Origin of the sequence: Bacillus sp. FSL M8-0277, from assembly GCF_037975305.1 — a bacterium.
Lineage (GTDB): Bacteria > Bacillota > Bacilli > Bacillales > Bacillaceae > Bacillus > Bacillus pumilus.
In genome coordinates this window covers 2,525,110-2,545,999 of the sequence record NZ_CP150255.1, presented here as the reverse complement: position 1 = coordinate 2,545,999, position 20,890 = coordinate 2,525,110, and the positions used below count along the sequence as shown (strand labels likewise).

20 protein-coding genes and 1 riboswitch are annotated in these 20,890 nt (G+C 43.0%); of the genes, 18 read left to right on the top strand and 2 right to left on the bottom strand.

The features are described from left to right. The first annotated feature begins 56 nt into the window (after nucleotides 1–56). The 10 genes from MKZ05_RS12830 (at nucleotide 57) to MKZ05_RS12785 (ending at nucleotide 11,358) form a co-directional block, all read left to right on the top strand. A complete protein-coding gene (locus MKZ05_RS12830; RefSeq protein ID WP_050943611.1) occupies nucleotides 57–512 on the top strand; it encodes an immunity 63 family protein in 456 nt (151 codons plus the stop codon). Between the two features lie 101 nt (nucleotides 513–613). Then, nucleotides 614–2,335 (top strand): AMP-binding protein, encoded by a 1,722-nt coding sequence (locus tag MKZ05_RS12825; protein ID WP_335353041.1) that lies wholly within the window; start codon nucleotides 614–616, stop codon nucleotides 2,333–2,335. Between the two features lie 167 nt (nucleotides 2,336–2,502). Beyond that, a complete protein-coding gene (locus MKZ05_RS12820; protein WP_003216590.1) occupies nucleotides 2,503–3,087 on the top strand; it encodes a TetR/AcrR family transcriptional regulator in 585 nt (194 codons plus the stop codon). A gap of 26 nt (nucleotides 3,088–3,113) precedes the next feature. Further along, the gene (locus MKZ05_RS12815) at nucleotides 3,114–3,893 is read left to right on the top strand and encodes an enoyl-CoA hydratase (RefSeq protein ID WP_339160326.1); all 780 of its coding nucleotides are present in this window, start codon (nucleotides 3,114–3,116) and stop codon (nucleotides 3,891–3,893) included. Between the two features lie 31 nt (nucleotides 3,894–3,924). Continuing rightward, nucleotides 3,925–4,698 carry an electron transfer flavoprotein subunit beta/FixA family protein gene (locus MKZ05_RS12810; RefSeq protein WP_339160325.1) on the top strand — a complete coding sequence of 258 codons (774 nt, stop codon included), beginning with the start codon at nucleotides 3,925–3,927 and terminating at the stop codon, nucleotides 4,696–4,698. 44 nt (nucleotides 4,699–4,742) lie between these two features. Continuing rightward, nucleotides 4,743–5,720: an electron transfer flavoprotein subunit alpha/FixB family protein gene (locus tag MKZ05_RS12805; RefSeq protein WP_339160324.1), complete on the top strand. Its 978-nt coding sequence runs from the start codon at nucleotides 4,743–4,745 to the stop codon at nucleotides 5,718–5,720. A gap of 75 nt (nucleotides 5,721–5,795) precedes the next feature. After that, the gene (locus MKZ05_RS12800; protein WP_339160323.1) at nucleotides 5,796–7,274 is read left to right on the top strand and encodes an alpha-N-arabinofuranosidase; all 1,479 of its coding nucleotides are present in this window, start codon (nucleotides 5,796–5,798) and stop codon (nucleotides 7,272–7,274) included. Nucleotides 7,275–7,519: 245 nt separating this feature from the next. After that, nucleotides 7,520–7,834 carry a thioredoxin gene (trxA, locus tag MKZ05_RS12795; RefSeq protein WP_003216330.1) on the top strand — a complete coding sequence of 105 codons (315 nt, stop codon included), beginning with the start codon at nucleotides 7,520–7,522 and terminating at the stop codon, nucleotides 7,832–7,834. A 139-nt stretch (nucleotides 7,835–7,973) separates the two neighbouring features. After that, the gene (gene uvrC, locus MKZ05_RS12790; RefSeq protein WP_050943614.1) at nucleotides 7,974–9,746 is read left to right on the top strand and encodes an excinuclease ABC subunit UvrC; all 1,773 of its coding nucleotides are present in this window, start codon (nucleotides 7,974–7,976) and stop codon (nucleotides 9,744–9,746) included. 63 nt (nucleotides 9,747–9,809) lie between these two features. After that, a riboswitch (Lysine riboswitch) is annotated at nucleotides 9,810–9,987 on the top strand. A 141-nt stretch (nucleotides 9,988–10,128) separates the two neighbouring features. Next, nucleotides 10,129–11,358 (top strand): aspartate kinase, encoded by a 1,230-nt coding sequence (locus MKZ05_RS12785; protein WP_339160322.1) that lies wholly within the window; start codon nucleotides 10,129–10,131, stop codon nucleotides 11,356–11,358. A gap of 166 nt (nucleotides 11,359–11,524) precedes the next feature. Here MKZ05_RS12785 and MKZ05_RS12780 read toward each other — a convergent pair whose 3' ends face one another. Further along, complete coding sequence (locus MKZ05_RS12780) at nucleotides 11,525–11,968, bottom strand: YslB family protein (protein WP_003216293.1); 444 nt, start codon at nucleotides 11,966–11,968, stop codon at nucleotides 11,525–11,527. A gap of 280 nt (nucleotides 11,969–12,248) precedes the next feature. Between MKZ05_RS12780 and MKZ05_RS12775 the strand changes: the two genes are divergently transcribed. The 5 genes from MKZ05_RS12775 (at nucleotide 12,249) to MKZ05_RS12755 (ending at nucleotide 16,802) form a co-directional block, all read left to right on the top strand. After that, a complete protein-coding gene (locus tag MKZ05_RS12775) occupies nucleotides 12,249–12,857 on the top strand; it encodes a succinate dehydrogenase cytochrome b558 subunit (protein ID WP_106032633.1) in 609 nt (202 codons plus the stop codon). A gap of 37 nt (nucleotides 12,858–12,894) precedes the next feature. Next, complete coding sequence (gene sdhA / locus MKZ05_RS12770; protein ID WP_003216403.1) at nucleotides 12,895–14,655, top strand: succinate dehydrogenase flavoprotein subunit; 1,761 nt, start codon at nucleotides 12,895–12,897, stop codon at nucleotides 14,653–14,655. Nucleotide 14,656: 1 nt separating this feature from the next. Then, nucleotides 14,657–15,421: a succinate dehydrogenase iron-sulfur subunit gene (gene sdhB / locus MKZ05_RS12765; RefSeq protein WP_050943616.1), complete on the top strand. Its 765-nt coding sequence runs from the start codon at nucleotides 14,657–14,659 to the stop codon at nucleotides 15,419–15,421. A 121-nt stretch (nucleotides 15,422–15,542) separates the two neighbouring features. Next, complete coding sequence (locus tag MKZ05_RS12760) at nucleotides 15,543–16,004, top strand: thioesterase family protein (protein ID WP_050943617.1); 462 nt, start codon at nucleotides 15,543–15,545, stop codon at nucleotides 16,002–16,004. A 78-nt stretch (nucleotides 16,005–16,082) separates the two neighbouring features. Continuing rightward, on the top strand, nucleotides 16,083–16,802 hold the full coding sequence (locus MKZ05_RS12755) for a biotin--[acetyl-CoA-carboxylase] ligase (protein ID WP_339160321.1): 720 nt from the start codon (nucleotides 16,083–16,085) through the stop codon (nucleotides 16,800–16,802). 27 nt (nucleotides 16,803–16,829) lie between these two features. Here the strand turns inward: MKZ05_RS12755 and MKZ05_RS12750 are convergent, their stop codons facing one another. Further along, on the bottom strand, nucleotides 16,830–17,960 hold the full coding sequence (locus MKZ05_RS12750) for a PrpF domain-containing protein (protein WP_339160320.1): 1,131 nt from the start codon (nucleotides 17,958–17,960) through the stop codon (nucleotides 16,830–16,832). 136 nt (nucleotides 17,961–18,096) lie between these two features. Here MKZ05_RS12750 and MKZ05_RS12745 point away from each other — a divergent pair, with 136 nt between their 5' ends. From MKZ05_RS12745 to gerE, 3 genes are all read left to right on the top strand, one after another. Further along, nucleotides 18,097–18,957: a LysR family transcriptional regulator gene (locus tag MKZ05_RS12745; RefSeq protein ID WP_113387208.1), complete on the top strand. Its 861-nt coding sequence runs from the start codon at nucleotides 18,097–18,099 to the stop codon at nucleotides 18,955–18,957. 153 nt (nucleotides 18,958–19,110) lie between these two features. Next, entirely contained in the window at nucleotides 19,111–20,427 is a 1,317-nt protein-coding gene (locus MKZ05_RS12740) for a citrate:proton symporter (protein ID WP_113387207.1), read from the top strand. 205 nt (nucleotides 20,428–20,632) lie between these two features. Further along, entirely contained in the window at nucleotides 20,633–20,857 is a 225-nt protein-coding gene (gerE, locus tag MKZ05_RS12735) for a spore germination transcription factor GerE (RefSeq protein WP_003184172.1), read from the top strand. The last annotated feature ends 33 nt before the right edge of the window (nucleotides 20,858–20,890 follow it).

The following is a 20,890-nucleotide window of genomic DNA, read 5'->3' as shown; positions in this document are numbered from 1 at the left end:
GAAAGCTGTCAGGGAATCCCTTGGCAGCTTTTATCTCATCAAAGGCGGCGAATGACATGAAGCACATTCTGCAAAAAGACGAACTGATCAAGCGCATTGATACTTGTCTTCAAATGACATCCCTTCCAAGAGACATATACAAACCGTATATTGCACGTCCGTTTCAAACGTCAGGATTTTTTGATGATTTGAGTCCCTATATTCAAATCGATTCGAGTGGTTATATCCTCATTCAATATGAACGAGGCATTCAAATGCTGCATAAAAGAACAAAAGTGGCGGATGAAGTCATTTACTGGATTTTAGAAGACACGATTTTTCTCACGGTTTATATCGACATGATGAGGAAGTATCAAGTCGACAACATCCAGACGCATTTACCGAATGACCCTAGTATCCATCAACAGATCGTAGAAAGAGTCAACGACTCATTTCGTGCAATCGGTGGATTATATGAACAGTGGCATCATGAAGGAAAAAGAGCCTCTATCGAAACACCGGCGAAAAAGTAAACATATGCAATTGAACCAAGCCCTATTAGAAAAAAGCAAACTGCCCTAAGGAAAAGTTTGCTATAATATAATAGTACGAAAGTTCAGGAAGGAGGGTTTTTATGCAGGCAGATAAACGTTGGCTTCTGCATTACCCGAATCAAATTCCCCACGAACTCACCATCCCAAATGAAACATTACAATCTTACTTATTCAGCTCCGCAGAGGCTGCACCTGAGCATACAGCCATTCATTTTCTAGGAAAGAACATCACCTATGAACAGCTGCAAGAAGACGTATTGAAACTAGCCAGTCATCTGCTGAAAATTGGCGTGAAAAAAGGCGACAGAGTAGCGATCATGCTGCCGAACTGTCCTCAATCGGTCATTTCTTATTATGCTGTTTTAATAGCAGGCGGCATCGTTGTTCAAACAAACCCGCTTTATACGGAGAAAGAACTGGAATATCAAATGGAAGACAGCGGCGCCAAAGTGCTGATCACGCTAGATTTGTTGTATCCAAAGGCTTATAAAATGAAAGCGCTGACAAGTGTGGAGCACTTAATCGTCTCCAAACTACAAGATTATTTACCATTCCCGAAAAACATACTGTTTCCTATTGTGCAAAGAAGAAAAAATAAAATGGTCATCCAAGTGGAGAAAAATGACACCATTCATCACTTCGCGCAGATTATGAAAGAATCGGAAGGTGAACAGCAGATACCCGCACTTGCCTTTGATCCGAAAGAGGATATCGCTGTTTTGCAATATACTGGCGGAACGACCGGGTTACCAAAAGGCGTCATGCTCACACATGAAAATATTTTAGCGAATACTGAAATGTGCGCTTCCTGGATGTATAAAACGACCAGGGGGAAAGAACGCATCCTCGGCATCATTCCGTTTTTTCATGTCTACGGAATGACGACCGTCTTAAATCTTGCTGTCAAAGAAGGGCATTCAATGATTCTACTTCCGCGATTTGACGCAGCTGATACCCTCAAAACGATTGAAAAACAGAAGCCGACGCTCTTTCCAGGTGCACCAACCATGTATATCGCCTTGCTGCATCATCCGAACATTGAAAAGTATGATCTATCGTCCATCACTGCATGTCTAAGCGGCTCAGCGGCACTTCCTGTTGAAGTCAAACAAAGCTTTGAAAAATTAACAGGAGGACGCTTAGTGGAGGGGTACGGACTTTCAGAAACCTCACCCGTCACTCATTCTAACTTTTTATGGGGAGCGAACAAAACAGGCAGCATTGGCTGTCCGTGGCCTAATACAGATGCCGGTATTTATTGCGAGGAAACCGGAGGCCTCAAAGAACCATATGAGCATGGAGAAATCATTGTCAAAGGGCCTCAGATCATGAAAGGATACTGGAATCAGCCAGAGGAGACAGAGGCTGTATTACGAGATGGCTGGTTTTTCACCGGAGATATAGGGTATATGGATGAGGACGGTTTTTTCTATATCGTCGACCGGAAAAAAGATGTCATCATTGCGAGCGGCTATAATATTTACCCAAGAGAAGTCGAAGAAGCCCTTTATGAGCATGAGCTTGTACAAGAAGTCGTCGTCGCAGGTATTCCAGATCCGTACAGAGGAGAAACAGTGAAAGCATTTATTGTACCGAAAAAGGATGCCTACTTAACAGAGGACGAACTTGATCGCTTTGTCAGGACGAGAATTGCCTCATTTAAAGTACCGCGCGTGTATGAATTTAAAGAGTCACTGCCTAAAACAGCCGTCGGGAAGATTTTGCGCAGAGTATTAATTGAAGAAGAAAAAAGAAAGCACGCTTCTTCATCTGAAACGCCTGCCGATCAACCGAAAACATAACGGCTTCATCATCCGGTCCACCGGCCGGATGATTTGAATGTTGACCGCCTCCTCTGGTATGCTAAAGGTGGAAAAGAAAGAAGAAGATCACTTGACAAATCGCCCGTTTCTTTTTAACATAAAGTTATGAATGAATACTCATTCAATCCAGAAAGGGACGAAGCACATTGAAGCAGAAAAGACCGAAGTACATGCAAATTATTGATGCAGCAGTTGTGGTGATTGCAGAGAACGGCTATCACCAATCACAAGTTTCAAAAATTGCGAAACAAGCAGGGGTAGCAGACGGAACCATTTATCTTTATTTCAAAAATAAAGAGGATATTTTGATCTCATTGTTCAAAGAAAAAATGGGACAATTCATCGAACGAATGGAAACAGATATTCAAAAGAAACCGTCGGCGAAAGAAAAGCTTCTACTGCTTATTGAGGAGCATTTTCGTATGCTTGCGCAAAATCATCATTTGGCTCTTGTGACACAGCTTGAACTCAGGCAGTCAAACCTTGAGCTGCGGCAAAAAATCAATGAGGTGCTGAAAGGGTATTTAAATATGCTCGAGTCGATATTAGCAGAAGGAAAGAAAACAGGAGAATTCAGACAAAATCTAGATGTCCGCTTAGCGAGACAAATGGTATTTGGGACGATTGATGAAACCGCTACAACATGGGTCATGAATGATCAAAAATATGATCTTCCTGCACTCGCAGAAAACGTACGTGATCTACTCTTAAACGGAATACATCAATCTTAAAGACATTTTGAAAAAGGATGATTGACATGGAAAAGATACTCACCTTACATCATGAAGGACAGACAGCACTTATCACGATTCAGCATCCACCAGCAAACGCCTTATCTTCTCAGCTGCTCACCGAGCTTAATGACATGTTTGACCAGCTCGAACAAAATGAAGAAGTAAGAGCCATTGTGATCCACGGGGAAGGAAGATTTTTCTCAGCAGGAGCTGATATTAAGGAATTTACGACGTTACAGGAAGTGTCTGACTATTCAAGCCTTGCAGACAGAGGGCAGCAGGTCTTTGAACGGATTGAACAATGTCCAAAACCGGTCATTGCTTCAATTCACGGAGCGGCATTAGGCGGGGGCCTTGAGCTTGCCATGTCTTGTGATATCCGAATTGCCACAAAAGATGCGAAGCTTGGACTGCCGGAACTAAACCTCGGCATCATTCCGGGATTCGGCGGTACGCAGCGCCTGCCGCGCTATGTTGGTTCTGCTAAAGCGCTGGAAATGATGGGTACAGCTGAACCGATTACAGGTGAAGAAGCATTTGCCTGCGGACTTGTTTCAAAGCTGGCAGAAACAGAGGAAGAGGCGCTCGAAGCAGCCAAAATACTTGCGTCAAAATTTGCAACAAAAAGCCCAAAATCACTCGAGTATGTGCTGGATTTATTGAATGCGACAAAATTGTATTCATATGATGGCGGTATGAAGCTAGAAGCCAAAAAGTTCGGTGAGATTTTCCAATCGAATGACGCCAAAGAAGGCATACAAGCCTTTATCGAAAAGCGCAAACCGAATTTTAAAGGGGAATAAAGGATTCAAACGAAACAAGGGGGAGAAATGGATGAATATATTTGTTTTGATGAAGCGTACGTTTGACACGGAAGAGAAGATTTCCATTCAGTCTGGTGCAATTCAAGAAGATGGAGCAGAGTTCATTATTAATCCTTATGACGAGTACGCCATAGAAGAAGCCATCCAGCTTCGCGACGAGCACGGGGGAGAAGTGACCGTTGTGACAGTTGGCAGTGAGGATGCGGAAAAGCAGCTGAGAACAGCGCTTGCTATGGGCTGCGATCAAGCCGTTTTATTAAATGTGGAAGACGACTTAGAAGAGTGGGATCAATATTCAGCTTCTACGATTCTTTACCATTATTTAAAAGACAAAGAGGCTTCCTTGATTTTAGCAGGGAATGTGGCGATTGACGGTGGCTCTGGACAGGTTGCCCCGCGTCTTGCTGAATTACTTGGGTTTTCATATGTCACAACGATTACAAGTATTCAAATTGACGGCGGCTCTGCTTCGATTGAACGAGATGCAGAAGGTGATGTGGAAGTCATTTCTGCTGATCTCCCGCTTGTCGTCACTGCGCAGCAAGGTCTCAACGAGCCTCGCTATCCATCATTACCAGGCATTATGAAGGCAAAGAAAAAGCCTTTAGAAGAATTGGAACTGGATGATTTAGATATCGATGAAGACGATGTGCCATATAAAATCAAAACAATTGAACGTTTCTTACCGGAGAAAAAAGAGGGTGGCAAGGTGCTGAGCGGTGAGCTTCAGGATCAAGTCAAAGAACTGACAGATTTATTAAGAAATGAAGCAAAGGTCATCTAAACATCCACTTTACGATATCACGAGAACAAGGGGGAACTTGAAAGATGAGTAAAAAAGTTGTTGTACTTGGAGAAAGTCGTGACGGTAAATTAAGAAATGTGACATTTGAAGCCATTGCTGCCGCTCATCAAGTGGCAGATGGCGGTGAAGTCATTGGCGTGTTAATAGGGGATGACGTCAAAGACCAAGCGAATGAACTGCTATACTATGGAGCGGATCATATCATGATTGTGGAGCATCCGCACCTTTCATACTATACGTCAGATGGTTTTGCGCAGGCACTTCAAGCCATATTAGATCAGGTTGACCCAGATGCCGTCCTCTTTGGCCATACATCTATCGGAAAAGACTTGTCGCCGAAAATAGCTGCACGCTTGCAGACTGGTTTAATTTCAGATGCGATTGATGTAAGCGTTACCGGAGAACATCTTGTTTTCACAAGACCGATTTACTCTGGAAAAGCCTTCGAAAAAGTGATTTCAACAGATCGTCTGCTTTTGGCCACCATACGCCCGAACAACGTGGCACCTCTTGAGCGGGATGCCTCACGCAGCGGAGACATTACACCGGTTTCTGTCGATATTCAGAACCTGCGAACGATCGTGAAGGAAGTCATTAAAAAAACGTCAGAAGGTGTAGATTTATCTGAAGCAAAAGTTATCGTCGCCGGGGGACGCGGGGTCAAGAGTAAGGAAGGGTTTGAACCGCTGAATGAACTCGCTGAGACGCTGGGCGCAGCAGTCGGTGCCTCGCGTGGTGCCTGTGACGCAGACTACTGTGATTATGCCCTGCAAATTGGGCAAACAGGCAAGGTCGTCACACCTGATCTCTATATTGCGTGCGGGATATCAGGAGCGATTCAGCATTTAGCCGGGATGTCTAACAGTAAAGTCATTGTGGCGATTAACAAAGACCCAGAAGCTGAGATCTTCAAAATTGCCGATTACGGAATCGTCGGTGACTTGTTTGAAGTGGTACCGCTTTTGAATGAAGAGTTAAAAAAGATGAATATCCACTCGTAACGCTCATACACTCAGAATGCCTAGGTATTCTGGGTTTTTTTGTATGTAATCAATACACAAAGGAGCGGTTGACAAGTGAAGGGGACAGTAAAAGTGAATGACGTGATCGGACGTATTTCTAAACACATCTATGGACATTTTCAAGAGCATTTAGGAAGAGGGATTTATGATGGGATTTGGGTCGGAAAAGATTCAGAGATCGATCATATTGAGGGGATTCGTACGGATGTGCTAAAAGCCCTTCAAGCATTACATATTCCGGTGCTTAGGTGGCCGGGCGGCTGCTTTGCAGACGAGTATCATTGGGCAAATGGTGTAGGTGATCTCAGCGAACGAAAGCCGATGGTGAACACTCATTGGGGTGGTACGGTTGAATCCAATGAATTTGGTACACATGAGTTTATGAAATTGTGTGAGCTGCTTGAATGTGAGCCTTATATTTGCGGAAATGTGGGAAGTGGGACTGTTCAAGAATTAGCAGACTGGGTCGAGTACATCACCTTTCCAAAGGGAACACCTATGTCTGATTGGCGCATTCAAAATGGAAAACAAGAACCTTGGGATTTGACCTATGTTGGTGTAGGAAACGAAAGCTGGGGCTGTGGCGGGAATATGACGCCTGAATACTATGCCGATTTATATAAACGATATCAAACGTATGTGAGAGAGTTTGCAGGTCAATCCATATACAAAATTGCGTGCGGAGCCAATTCAAATGATGTGAATTGGACAAAAGTATTAATGGAGCGCGCCGCACCTTGGATGGATGGACTCAGTTTGCATTACTACACTGTACCTGGTACGTGGGAGAAGAAAGGGTCAGCGACTGAATTTGATGAAAATGAATGGTTTATTACGTTGAAAAAAGCCTATGAGATGGAACAGCTTGTCGTGGATCATGGAGAGATCATGGATCGTTATGATCCAGATAAGCGAATCGGGATGATCATTGATGAATGGGGGACATGGTATGACCCAGAACCAGGAACAAATCCAGGGTTTTTGTATCAGCAAAACACACTAAGAGACGCACTTGTTTGTGCCCTTCATTTTCATATCTTTCATCGTCATTGCCAGCGGATTCATATGGCGAATATTGCCCAGACGGTCAATGTTCTGCAAGCAATGGTGTTAACGGAAGACGAAAAGATACTTCTGACACCTACGTATCATGTGTTTCACATGTTTCAAGTGCATCAAGAGGAAGAAGCACTTGAAGTGGAATTCGTGTCAACGCCTTATGAACGCAGAGGAGAAAAAATACCTCAGGTTAGCGTGTCAGCTTCGCGTTCGTCAGATAAGATGCATATTAGCTTCTGTCACCTGAATCCGCATGAACAAAACGAAGTATCCCTTGCCATTGAAGGTGTGGATGCAGAAACGAAAGTCACAGGCCGCGTGCTGACAGCAAACCGCATGAATGCGCACAACACATTTGATGATCCTCATGCTGTCCAGCCAGCAGAGTTTGAGCAATTTGCTGTAAAACCCGGTGAGTTGAGCATAGAGCTGCCGCCAATGTCTGTGGTGATGATTACGATTGATCTCGCTTGATCGCATATTTAGATGTTTGATGAGCAGGATGTTGGGGCATCATACATTGTAAACGAAGCGGAAAGGGAGTTATTTATATGCTTAGAACGATTCTCATGATTATCGGTGCAATTGTTGTCATTGGTGCGATTGTACGGTTTGTTTTTTAATTCATTTCATAAAAAATGATTCGTAAGCATTTCATTCGCAAGTCACATTGGTAGATGCTATACTAAAAAGCATAATTTACATTGGAGGAATGAATAATGGCAATCGTAAAAGCTACTGACGCAACATTTTCACAAGAAACTGCAGAAGGTGTTGTTATTGCGGACTTTTGGGCACCATGGTGCGGACCTTGTAAAATGATTGCTCCAGTTCTTGAAGAACTTGATCAAGAAATGGGCGATAAAATGAAAATTGTAAAAATTGATGTAGACGATAACCAAGAAACTGCTGGTAAATACGGCGTGATGAGTATCCCAACACTTCTTGTTTTAAAAGACGGTGAAGTGGTAGAAACTTCTGTTGGTTTCAAACCAAAAGAAGCACTTGCTGAGCTTGTTAACAAACATCTATAAACCTGTCTATGCCCAATCGGCATACTCACTAAAGCGGTTCTCGTAAAGACGAGAGCCGCTTTTCTTTCAATATGGTATAAAACAAATGTTCGTGATACACTAGAAGGAGTGAAAGAGGAAAACAAGGACGGATGAAAAGATGAACAAACTGATCAAAGAAAAGCTATCGGTCTTGCCAGATCAACCAGGCTGCTATTTAATGAAAGATCGGCAAAATACAGTCATTTATGTGGGGAAGGCAAAGGTCTTAAAAAATAGAGTACGCTCTTATTTCACTGGATCTCATGACGCCAAAACGCAGCGGCTTGTCAGTGAAATTGAGGACTTTGAATACATTGTCACCTCTTCTAATATCGAGGCACTCATTTTAGAGCTGAATTTAATCAAAAAATACGACCCAAAATACAATGTCATGCTCAAGGATGACAAAACGTATCCTTTTATTAAAATTACGAATGAACGGCATCCTAAGCTGATCGTCACACGCAATGTGAAGAAGGATAAAGGGAAATATTTCGGTCCATACCCGAACGTTCAAGCAGCAAGAGAAACGAAAAAGCTGCTCGACCGTTTATATCCTCTCAGAAAATGTAGCACCCTCCCTGACCGTGTCTGTCTCTATTATCATCTTGGACAATGTCTCGCGCCATGTGTGTATGACATTTCTGAAGAAACGAATAAGCAGCTCGTGGACGAAATCATAAGGTTTCTAAACGGAGGACATCAGCAAATCAAAAAAGAACTCACCGAAAAGATGCAGGAAGCCGCCGAACAATTAGAGTTCGAACGGGCAAAAGAACTGAGAGACCAAATCGCTTACATCGACTCAACGATGGAAAAGCAGAAAATGACGATGAGCGATTTATCAGATCGAGATGTTTTTGCATATGCCTATGACAAGGGCTGGATGTGTGTCCAGGTCTTCTTCATCAGGCAAGGGAAATTGATTGAACGTGATGTCAGCCTGTTTCCTATGTATCAAGACCCTGAGGAAGAGTTTCTCACATTTATGGGACAATTTTATGCAAAGAACAACCACTTTCTGCCGAAGGAAATTTTGGTGCCAGATAGCGTAGATCAAGAGATGATTGAACAATTGCTTGAGACGAACGTTCATCAGCCAAAAAAAGGAAAGAAAAAGGATTTGCTATTACTTGCCCATCAAAATGCCAAAATCGCCTTAAAAGAAAAATTTTCGCTCATTGAGCGTGATGAAGAGCGGTCCATTGGTGCAGTGAAGCAGCTTGGAGATGCACTAAATATTTATATGCCTTACCGGATTGAGGCATTTGATAACTCGAATATTCAAGGTGCAGACCCGGTTTCTGCCATGGTCGTCTTTCAGGACGGGAAGCCGTATAAAAAAGAATATCGAAAATACAAAATTAAAACCGTCACAGGTCCAGATGATTATGCATCGATGCGTGAAGTCATTAGAAGGCGATATACCCGCGTGTTAAAGGATGAGCTCCCGCTACCAGATTTGATTTTAATTGACGGGGGAAAGGGACAGATCAATGCAGCGATAGATGTGCTTGAAAATGAATTGAATCTGTCTGTTCCAGTAGCAGGTCTAGTCAAAGATGAAAAGCACCGGACATCCAATTTGATGATGGGCGATACACTGGAAATTGTTGCACTAGAGCGAAATAGCCAAGCCTTCTATTTATTGCAGCGCATTCAAGATGAAGTGCACCGGTTCGCGATTAGCTTTCACCGGCAGCTGCGCGGAAAAAATGCATTTCAATCTATTTTAGACGATGTGCCAGGTATCGGAGAAAAGCGTAAAAAACAGCTTCTTAAACATTTTGGCTCTGTGAAAAAGATGAAAGAAGCCTCTATCCAAGACTTTCAGGAGGCTGGTATCCCGAAACAAACGGCCGAGCTTTTAATGGAAGCTTTAAAAAAATAGATTGTACTTTTTCCAAAAGTCTGTTAAGATTGTGACTAAATTTAATAAATGAACGTGTTGTTTGTTGAAGATAGAGGTGCGAACTTCAAGAGTAAGCCTTCAGAGATCGATGGGATCTAGGAAGAGGGCTAAAAGGGGAGCGTCGCCGAAGTGAATAAAATCCACTCATTTTATTCGCTGGCTGTACATTGAAGAAATGTAGGGCTGTCAAGAATGTATTTCTTGGAGGGCTATCTCATTGTTTGCATCGTTTGATGATGATTATAAAGCAATGGGAGATCTGTTCTCTCATTGCTTTTTTTATTTGCAGTGAGCAGGCAGTCTCCAAAGCCGCTTCTTGCCTCTTCTCTCACACGTGATCTTTTGAAAAAGGGTGGTAGACATGGGACTAATTGTACAAAAATTTGGCGGAACGTCTGTTGGATCGACAGAAAAAATTCGCAATGCTGCAGAAAGGGTCATCGCTGAACGCGAGGCCGGACATGATGTGGTTGTGGTTGTGTCGGCAATGGGTAAATCAACGGATGTTCTAGTAGACCTAGCGAAAGAACTCACAGATCATCCGAGCAAAAGAGAAATGGATATGCTGCTCGCAACTGGAGAGCAAGTGACCATTTCTTTATTAACGATGGCGCTGCAAGCAAAAGGCTATGATGCGATTTCCTTTACAGGCTGGCAGGCTGGTATGAAAACAGAGCAAGTACACGGTAACGCAAGAATCGTGGACATCGATGAATCAAGAATAAAAGAGGAATTAAGTGCTGGGAAAGTCGTTGTTGTGGCAGGCTTCCAAGGAATTGCAGATGACCTGCATATCACAACACTTGGACGCGGTGGATCAGATACGACGGCTGTAGCACTTGCTGCCGTACTAAAAGCGGATAAATGTGATATTTACACAGATGTACCAGGAGTATTTACGACAGATCCGCGCTATGTACCGGCCGCGCGGAAGCTTGCAGGTATTTCATACGATGAGATGCTCGAACTGGCTAATTTAGGAGCTGGTGTCTTGCATCCGAGAGCTGTCGAATTTGCGAAAAATTATCAAGTCCCACTAGAAGTCCGTTCTAGTATTGAAAATGAATCGGGTACGTTAATTGAGGAGGAATCATCCATGGAACAAAATTTAGTCGTCAGAGGCATTGCATTTGAGGATCAGATTACACGCGTGACGGTGTGCGGTCTTTCAAGCGGTCTCACCACATTATCGACCATTTTTACGACACTTGCGAAACAAAATATCAATGTGGATATCATCATTCAGTCCGTCACAAGCACCAATCAGACGTCGATCTCTTTCTCTGTGAAAACGGATGATTTGTCTAAAACAGTTGAAGTGTTAGAAGAATATAAAGGAGCACTTGGCTACGAACAGATCGAGACAGAAAGCAAATTAGCCAAAGTATCTATCGTTGGATCTGGTATGGTCTCAAATCCAGGCGTAGCCGCTGAAATGTTCGCTGTGTTAGCGGAAAAAGACATACAAGTGAAAATGGTCAGTACGTCTGAAATCAAAGTCTCAACAGTGGTTGGCCGTGACGATATGGTCAAAGCAGTTGAAGCACTGCATGATGCGTTTGATTTATCAAAGGTAGCTGCCCATTCTTAAACAGGCAGAGAGGTGTATCTCTTGAAAGAGTGCACCTCTTTTTTATATCCGAAACTCCCCATGCTAGAAAGGAAAACGTGCGTAAACCCATTCACTAAGTATGCTATGATAGAAGAAGGCAAACAAAAAAGGCGTGACCTAAAGTCCGCGCCTTTCATAAAGAGTGTTAGCTAGGGTCTCTTAAATCCCATTTAACGGTTAAAATGACTTTATCAGCACGCTTTTTCACTTGTTCATAAGATTCAGCCACGTGCTCGTTGAGAAGCTGGATTTGTTCAGCAATAAAACCTGCTTCCATCTGAAAGCATGGCTCCTTTTGATAGGTAAGTCGATTTGATACAAGTGGACCTTCGAGCTCAAACTCAATTTCCTGTTTTTTCGAATGGACCATCGTGAGAGTTCCCCATCCGGCATCATGGAAAAATTCGGGGATTTTCTCCCATGACTCTTGAGGGAATTTACGAGCAAGCAGCTTACCCGCAAAATACATCATAGATGAATGATCCTGACCCAAAATATCAGGCAGCAGAACTTCGCGTATCAGCTCGTAGGCAAATCCATTGACTTCAATTTCTTTTAGCTGTTCTAAGTTAGATTCGAATTTATTCATTGTACGGCTCCCCTCTTTCAACAATTTATTATAGCTTATGTGAGCATATGATGACAGAGTTTTCCCTGAAGTCTAAGAAATTCTTATTGTAGTAAAACGAATTTTGATTTAAAACTTTTAAATTTCGGAAAATTTTAATTTATGTACGCGGTTTCTTGACGCTTTTTTGACATAGGAGTAAAATGAAATTGTCAATAAATTTGAATAAAGTGCTTACAATTGAAAGAAGCGGGGGTAAGACAATTTTCAGCAATTGCACTTTTTACTAGGGGGTAAAGTAATGTCGGGGAACAAAGAATTTTTTTATCGGAGATTGCATTCTTTGCTTGGCGTCATTCCGGTCGGTCTATTTTTAATTCAGCACTTAGTGATTAACCACTTTGCGACGAATGGACCAGAGGCGTTTAACAAAGCTGCACACTTTATGGAACAGCTTCCATTCAGATATGCACTTGAGCTGTTCGTGATTTTCTTACCACTGATCTATCATGCTGTTTATGGGGTGTACATAGCCTTTACGGCACAAAACAATACGTCTCGCTTCAGTTACTTAAGAAACTGGTTGTTCAGACTGCAAAGGATTTCAGGTATCATCACATTGATTTTTGTGACTTGGCATGTATGGGAAACACGAATTCAAGCTCAGCTTGGAGCTGAAGTGAACTATGACATGATGGCGAATATTTTAAGCTCTCCATTTATGCTAGGCTTCTATATTGTCGGCGTTTTATCTACTATTTTCCACTTTGCTAATGGCTTGTGGTCATTTGCTGTCAGCTGGGGAATTACTGTTTCACCACGCTCACAAAGAATCTCCACATATGTGACATTAGGTATATTTATAGCGCTTTCATATGTAGGGCTAAGAGCAATTTTCGCTTTTGTTTAAGAGGAAATAGATTAGTAGAAGAGGGAGAGGGGCTACAATGAGTAATTCTAGCATCATCGTTGTCGGAGGCGGCTTAGCTGGTCTCATGGCAACTATTAAAGCAGCAGAAGCGGGAACAGCTGTTAAACTATTTTCAATCGTACCTGTAAAACGTTCGCATTCTGTATGTGCACAGGGCGGAATCAACGGAGCGGTGAATACAAAAGGTGAAGGGGATTCACCTTATGAGCATTTTGACGACACGGTGTATGGCGGAGACTTCTTAGCCAACCAGCCGCCAGTTAAGGCAATGTGTGAAGCAGCGCCGTCCATTATCCATTTACTTGATCGGATGGGTGTGATGTTTAACAGAACACCAGAGGGATTATTGGACTTCCGCCGCTTCGGGGGAACACAGCACCACCGTACAGCATTTGCTGGAGCTACAACAGGCCAGCAGCTATTATATGCACTTGATGAGCAGGTTCGCCGCTATGAAGTAGCAGGACTTGTCACGAAATATGAAGGCTGGGAATTCCTTGGCGCTGTGTTAGATGACGAGGAAGTATGCCGAGGCATTGTCGCGCAGAACTTAACAACAATGGAAATTGAATCCTTCCGTTCAGATGCAGTGATCATGGCAACAGGCGGTCCTGGAATCGTGTTCGGAAAATCAACGAACTCCATGATTAACACTGGATCTGCTGCATCTATCGTCTATCAGCAAGGGGCTCATTACGCAAATGGAGAATTCATTCAGATTCATCCAACAGCGATCCCTGGAGATGACAAGCTTCGTCTCATGAGTGAATCGGCTCGTGGTGAAGGCGGACGTGTTTGGACATATAAAGACGGGAAGCCTTGGTACTTCCTAGAAGAAAAATATCCAGCATACGGAAACCTTGTACCGCGTGATATTGCAACACGTGAGATCTTTGACGTATGTGTCGAGCAAAAGCTTGGCATCAACGGAGAGAACATGGTATATCTCGATCTTTCTCATAAAGATCCAAAAGAACTTGATATTAAACTTGGCGGCATCATTGAAATCTATGAAAAATTCATGGGTGATGACCCGCGTAAGCTTCCAATGAAAATTTTCCCTGCTGTTCATTACTCAATGGGCGGATTATGGGTTGACTATGATCAAATGACGAATATCAAAGGTCTATTTGCTGCCGGAGAATGTGATTACTCTATGCACGGCGGAAACAGACTTGGTGCAAACTCACTGCTTTCTGCCATTTACGGCGGAATGGTCGCTGGACCAAATGCTGTGAAGTACATTAGCGGTCTTGAAAAGTCTGCGGAAGACCTATCTTCTGCAACATTTGACAGCGCCGTGAAGAAAGAGCAGGAGAAATGGGACAACATCCTCGGCATGGACGGAACAGAAAATGCGTACGTGCTTCATAAAGAGCTTGGAGAATGGATGACGGATAACGTCACAGTTGTTCGTTACAATGACAAACTCTTAAAAACAGATCAGAAAATCGAAGAACTAATGGAGCGCTACAAGCAGATCAACATCAACGATACAGCTTCATGGAGCAACCAAGGCGCTGCCTTCACACGTCAGCTTGACAACATGCTTCAGCTGGCAAGAGTCATTACGATCGGGGCTTACAACCGGAATGAGAGCCGAGGCGCACACTACAAACCGGACTTCCCAGAGAGAAACGATGAAGAGTTCCTAAAAACAACGATGGCTACGTTCAAAGGAAAAAATCAAAAGCCTGCATTCCACTATGAGGACGTCGATGTATCGTTAATTGCACCTCGTAAACGAGATTACTCGAAGAAAAAGGTGGAGAAATAAGATGAGTGAAAAAAACACGATTCAATTTATAATCACACGTCAAGATACAGCAGATGGAAAGCCTTATGATGAAGAATTCGAAATCCCTTACCGCCCAAATATGAACGTCATTTCCGCACTCATGGAAATTAGACGGAACCCGGTCAATAAACAAGGGAAAAAAACAACGGCGATCAACTGGGATATGAACTGTCTTGAAGAGGTGTGCGGAGCTTGTTCTATGGTCATTAATGGAAAGCCGCGCCAATCATGTACAGCTCTTATTGATCAATTAGACCAGCCGATTCGTCTTCAGCCGATGAAGACATTCCCGGTTGTGAGAGATTTGCAGGTTGATAGAAGCCGGATGTTCAATTCCTTGAAAAAGGTGAAAGCATGGGTACCGATCGATGGCACGTATGACCTTGGTCCTGGACCAAGAATGCCTGAGAAAAAACGTCAATGGGCTTATGAGCTTTCGAAATGTATGACATGTGGTGTCTGCCTTGAAGCTTGTCCAAACGTGAATGATAAATCTTCCTTTATGGGACCTGCACCGCTTTCGCAAGTTCGTTTATTTAACGCACATCCGACAGGTGCGATGAATAAGTCTGACCGTCTAGAAGAAATTATGGGGGACGGTGGTCTTGCGAACTGCGGGAACTCCCAAAACTGTGTGCAGTCTTGTCCGAAAGGAATCCCGCTGACAACGTCAATTGCTGCACTTAACCGAGATACAACTTTACAAGCATTCCGTAACTTCTTCGGAAGCGATCACGCAGAATAACATCACATTCAGTCCTCTTTGCCAATCATGATGAGTGTTTAAGAGGCTGGATGCAATATTGAAACAAACGCCTCTTCCAATACGGGAGAGGCGTTTTGTTTCCAAATAAGGAGATGATCAAGTGAGATTGCCGTCATATATTGAAGCACCGTTTGAAGAGTGGAGGGCATCCTTTCGATTTTATGTCGAAACGACCGTTCGGTTTTCAGAAACGGATATGTTTGGCCACATGAACAATGTTACCCCTTTTGTGTATTTTGAAGAGGCGCGCATTGCCTTTTTTCAAAAAACAGGAATTGTTGATAAACGGATGAAACGTGTGCGAGAAACCATGACAGTCGTCGCTAACCTGCAATGTGATTACATCAAGCAGGTAGAGATTGGAGAGAGGCTTCGAGTGTATGTTAAGCCTGAGAAGGTCGGCTCAAGCTCACTCATTCTTCATTATTTAGGAGAAAATGAACAGCAGGAACCATGCTTTACAGGCTCAGTCACCATGGTGCAAATTAGTAAAGATACAGGCACATCTGTCCCATTTACTGAAGAAGAAAAAGAGACATTTAGGGCGCAGCGAAATGAGTAGCATGCTGGCTCATCAACGTGCACGCTTCATTTTGTTATAATAAAAGCACCATATCAAGAAGAAACAAGAGGAGAACATATGAAGATTTTTCAATATGACACCATTGATAGTACAAATAATGAAGCGAAAAGGCTCATGCAGCAAGGAGAAAAGCCCTCATTTGCTGTCTATGCACGCCAGCAGACAGAAGGAAGAGGCAGACTCGGCAGGCCGTGGGAAACACCTTTAGGGAATGTGGCAGTGACCATGACAGTCATGCCGCCAGAAGAACTCTCCACCCAGTCAACGATCGCCCCGCTAACAGCGCTAGCAATCTATGATGTGCTGAAACCACTCATAAGAGCGGACGATCAGCTGGCGATCAAATGGCCGAATGATATCCTCATTAATGAAGCAAAGGTATCCGGCACATTAATTGAAGCAGATCGCAGCGCCATTTATATCGGTGTTGGCATCAATGTAGAGACGAAGCCGGAGCATGTCCCGTACAAAACCATTTGCTTATCAGAGCTGACAGAGGTGAAAGCCGATCAGCTAGTGAAAAACCTGGCAGCGGCTTTTAAAAAATACCATACACGCTGGCAGAATGAAGGGTTTGAAGCACTCACTGCACTTTATAACAAACGGTTATATCGTCTCAACAAGCCGCTTCGCATTTCGTTAGATCGTGAAAAACAAACATGGGAAGAAGGCATTTGCTGCGGCGTTAACCGCTTTGGTCATCTTCAGCTAAAAGATGATAAAGGACAGATCAAAGCTCATTCTGCCGGAGATATTGATGCCCCGCTTCAGCATTAAAAAAAGCAGACGATGTTCTCGTCTGCTTTAGGCTTCTCTTTTAATATGAGGCTGCACAATATAATCTTGTTTCGTAAAGACAACCCCGTCTAGAATTTCTCTTGCAGTTCGAATGACTTTGACTCTATTTTGGGACACGTCAATGTCTGTTTGCATAATTCCGGCAGGGTGACCGATTCGAAGCGTATCATGTTGTCCATCATAAAGCTGTGCAGGAAGTGTTTGTTCCATAAAACAGCTGGCTGACACGCAGACAGAACCGGTAATGGCAAGCGCTTGGTGTGGTCTTTGCATCGATAACATGCGTACGATGATATCCATATCGGCTGCTCGTCTCATCACTCCGGTTGTATCCACATAATCAGCAGGCTCGCTAATGATCGCAAGCTTCGGAACAGCTGGTGACTGTAATGTCGCCATGTCTTTTGGTGCAAAGTGACACATTTCAGCAGCGATGGAACGAATCTCTTCTAAATCATTCAGTAATGCGTCTGTAAACTCCTCAGGTAATTCGGTTCCTTTTAAATGAAGATCCTTCGCACGGACAAAGGCAATGGGATTTGCGATGTCAACGATCGAGATCGGAATCTCTCCGAATTTTGTCTGAATCGTATCCATGCGGTTCCCTGTCGGAAAGGTTTTACCAGTCACAGCGCCTTCAGGTTTTTCAAAGGATAGATAGATGGGAGATCCTGTCCCTTTTACACCTGGAATTTCTACATCTCCCTCAAATTTCACTTCACCGTTTTCAACCTCAACCTCTGCTACGATGACTTTATTTGTGTTGGTATTGAGGATACGTACAGTCGTAATGGGTTCAACCGCTTGAACAAGTCCTTTAATGATGGCGTATGGTCCAACCGCTGATGAGATATTCCCGCAGTTTCCTTTAAAGTCGACATATCTCTCATTGATGCTGACTTGTGCAAACGTATAGTTCACATCCACATCTGGACGTGTGGCTTTATCGATAATGGCCACTTTGCTTGTTAAAGAATTACCGCCGCCGATTCCATCGACCTGCAGCCGGTCAGGACTGCCCATAATGTCTAAAAGAAATGCCTCGAGCTCATCGTGTTCAAATGGTGAATTGTTTGCTTGAATGAATACCCCTTTACTTGTACCGCCTCGCATCATTGTGATTGGAACTTTTCTCATTGCTCTCACCCTCAATTTTTTAATGAACTGTTTATCTAATCAAAATGGTAAAGTATAATAAGAAATAAGTTAAATACATTATTTTAAGATGAATCAATAAAATTTTTTTATAACTAGTGAAAAAGGAGGGCACACCATGGATGAGAAAGACTGGCGGTTTCTAAAGGTGCTCTATGAAGAAAAGAACATCACAAAAGCGGCGGAGAAATTATTTGTCTCTCAGCCTGCCTTAAGCTATCGGTTGAAGCAGCTTGAAGAGGAGTTTGATATGAAGCTTTTCTTTAAAAGAAAACGAGGGATTGAATTTACGTCAGAAGGCGAGTACTTGGCTGCATATGCAAATGACATGCTCAAACAGCTTCAGCAAACAAAAGATGGTATGCTCAACATGCAAAAAAAGGTCAAAGGGACAATCCGGTTAGGGGTCTCAAGTAACTTTGCTCAGTATAAGCTCCCAGAAATTTTAAGAGAATTTTCTAAGCAGTATCCACATGTTCAATTCATGGTGAATACAGGCTGGAGTACGAAAGTCATGGATTTATTAGGCACATCAAGTGTTCATTTAGGGATTTTAAGAGGGGATTACGACTGGAATGGAGAGCGGTTTTTGCTTGATAAAGAGCGGCTTTGTATCATTTCAAAATCAGAAATTCAGCTAAAGGACCTTCCGAAGCTGCCGCTCATTGACTATCATACAGATAGTTCATTAAAACGATTGATTAACAGATGGTGGCAGGAAACGTTTGCCATGCCTCCGCTTGTGACGATGGAGACAGATCGCCAGGATACATCAAAAGAGATGGTCAAGCACGGTTTAGGCTATGCCATTGTCCCGGAAATTTGCCTCAGGCCAAGTGATGAGCTATTTGTAAAAGGTCTTTCGTATAAAGATGGACAGCCTGTTTTAAGAGATACATGGCTTATGTACCAGCCTGACTCCCTTCATTTATCTGTTGTGAAAGCATTCATCGAATTTTTAAGAAGCCAGCAAGGCTGATTATAAAAAGAATTTATAGAAGATACGAAAAAATCAATATTTTCATTATGAAAAAAGCTATTATATCCTTGAAATAGAAAGCGCTAACATTCAGATCACAAGTGCAAAGGGGCGCTTGCTGATCGTGTAAAGAAGAGGATGGAGGGATATATAGTGCTAGCTATTTTAGGGCTCTTAATGGTCGTGACTTTTACATTTCTTATTATGACAAAACGTATGCATCCGGTGGTGGCGTTAACCGTAGTACCGATCATCTTTGCATTGATTGGTGGGTTTTACAGTGGGTTAGGGGATATGATGCTCGATGGACTCAAAACGGTTGCGCCATCTGCTGCTTTATTGTTATTTGCCATTTTATTCTTCGGTGTCATGCTGGATGCTGGGCTGTTTGATCCACTGATTAAACTCATTTTACGTATTGTGAAAGGGGATCCTGTCAAAATTGCGTTTGGGGTAGCGATTTTGTCTATGCTTGTTGCATTAGATGGTGATGGGACGACAACTTACATGATTACCGTATCCGCTTTGCTGCCGCTTTTCTTAAGAATTGGGATGAACCCGCTGATTTTAGGAACGATTTCATTATTATCATTAGGCATTATGAGCGGTATGACCCCGTGGGGTGGTCCAGCTACTCGAGCAATTGCTGCGCTTGGCTTGGATGCAGCTGAATTTTTTATTCCATTAATTCCAACGATGGTAGCTGGCGGTCTATTCATCCTTTTTACTGCTTATGTGCTTGGGAAAAAAGAGCGAAAGCGAATTGGGGTTGCAGAAATTCAGTACAAAGAAGAGGTCTCGATCTCCCCTGAACTGGCAGCGTCAATCGAAGATGGCGTAGAAGATATAAAGAGACCGAATCTCATTTGGGTGAACTTCTTCTTGACGATTGCGGTGATGGCGACACTTGTTTTAGATATCGTACCGATTCCAGTTCTCTTCTTAATTGGATTTGTCATCGCTCTCATGATCAACTATCCAAAGGTTGAAGATCAGCGCGAGAGAATCTTATCACATGCGGGAAATGCCTTAACGGTCATTACCCTTGTGTTTGCAGCAGGAATTTTTACAGGAATCTTTTCGGGGACAAAAATGGTGGAGTCGATTGCCAACTTGGTGATTTACTTAATTCCAGATTCTTACAGTTCGTTTTTTCCGCTCATTGTGGCTTTAACGAGTATGCCATTTACATTTGTTCTTTCAAATGATGCTTATTATTTCGGGGTGCTGCCAATCTTGGCAGAAGCCGGCGCAGCTTACGGAATTGATCCAGTGGAAATTGCACGCGCCTCTATTATAGGACAGCCTGTTCATCTGCTGAGCCCTCTTGTGGCTTCAACGCTACTTCTTGTCAGTATGCTGAACAAAGATATTGGCGATTTGCAAAAATACGCATTGCTGTGGACCGTGTTAACTGCCCTTTTTACAACGCTTATTGCTTTGTTAACAGGAGCCATTTCTATCTTTTAAATACGTGTATGAAAAGGACGACGTCTCGGGTAGGAGACTCGTCCTTTTTTGTGCGGATAAAACCGTACAAAATGGACGCTCATATGCAGGAATTCTCGATTTTAACGTCACCTACCTCGGGCAGCCAGCATATGATATCTCGACTATACAGAATCCCATTCTATAGAGACTAGAGCTCTCACCTTAGCAAGGAGGGTTACAATACTTGAAGGAGAAAGAGTTTCAATCCAAGCCGCTATTAACCAAAAGAGAAAGAGAAGTATTCGAATTGCTCGTCCAAGATAAAACAACAAAAGAAATTGCAAGCGAGCTTTTTATTAGCGAAAAGACTGTTCGAAATCATATTTCGAATGCCATGCAAAAGCTAGGAGTCAAAGGTCGTTCACAGGCCGTAGTCGAGCTTCTGCGTATGGGTGAGCTAGAGCTCTAAAGTCAGCCGGTTTTCCTTCCACTCTAGGAAGGA

Excerpts from the sequence above, each read along its gene's own strand:
- MKZ05_RS12830 (WP_050943611.1), top strand. The coding sequence starts at position 57 with ATGAAGCACATTCTGCAAAAAGACGAACTGATCAAGCGCATTGATACT.
- MKZ05_RS12825 (WP_335353041.1), top strand. The coding sequence starts at position 614 with ATGCAGGCAGATAAACGTTGGCTTCTGCATTACCCGAATCAAATTCCC.
- MKZ05_RS12815 (WP_339160326.1), top strand. The coding sequence starts at position 3,114 with ATGGAAAAGATACTCACCTTACATCATGAAGGACAGACAGCACTTATC.
- MKZ05_RS12810 (WP_339160325.1), top strand. The coding sequence starts at position 3,925 with ATGAATATATTTGTTTTGATGAAGCGTACGTTTGACACGGAAGAGAAG.
- MKZ05_RS12805 (WP_339160324.1), top strand. The coding sequence starts at position 4,743 with ATGAGTAAAAAAGTTGTTGTACTTGGAGAAAGTCGTGACGGTAAATTA.
- trxA (WP_003216330.1), top strand. The coding sequence starts at position 7,520 with ATGGCAATCGTAAAAGCTACTGACGCAACATTTTCACAAGAAACTGCA.
- uvrC (WP_050943614.1), top strand. The coding sequence starts at position 7,974 with ATGAACAAACTGATCAAAGAAAAGCTATCGGTCTTGCCAGATCAACCA.
- MKZ05_RS12785 (WP_339160322.1), top strand. The coding sequence starts at position 10,129 with ATGGGACTAATTGTACAAAAATTTGGCGGAACGTCTGTTGGATCGACA.
- MKZ05_RS12780 (WP_003216293.1), bottom strand. The coding sequence starts at position 11,968 with ATGAATAAATTCGAATCTAACTTAGAACAGCTAAAAGAAATTGAAGTC.
- MKZ05_RS12775 (WP_106032633.1), top strand. The coding sequence starts at position 12,249 with ATGTCGGGGAACAAAGAATTTTTTTATCGGAGATTGCATTCTTTGCTT.
- sdhA (WP_003216403.1), top strand. The coding sequence starts at position 12,895 with ATGAGTAATTCTAGCATCATCGTTGTCGGAGGCGGCTTAGCTGGTCTC.
- sdhB (WP_050943616.1), top strand. The coding sequence starts at position 14,657 with ATGAGTGAAAAAAACACGATTCAATTTATAATCACACGTCAAGATACA.
- MKZ05_RS12755 (WP_339160321.1), top strand. The coding sequence starts at position 16,083 with ATGAAGATTTTTCAATATGACACCATTGATAGTACAAATAATGAAGCG.
- MKZ05_RS12750 (WP_339160320.1), bottom strand. The coding sequence starts at position 17,960 with ATGAGAAAAGTTCCAATCACAATGATGCGAGGCGGTACAAGTAAAGGG.
- MKZ05_RS12745 (WP_113387208.1), top strand. The coding sequence starts at position 18,097 with ATGGATGAGAAAGACTGGCGGTTTCTAAAGGTGCTCTATGAAGAAAAG.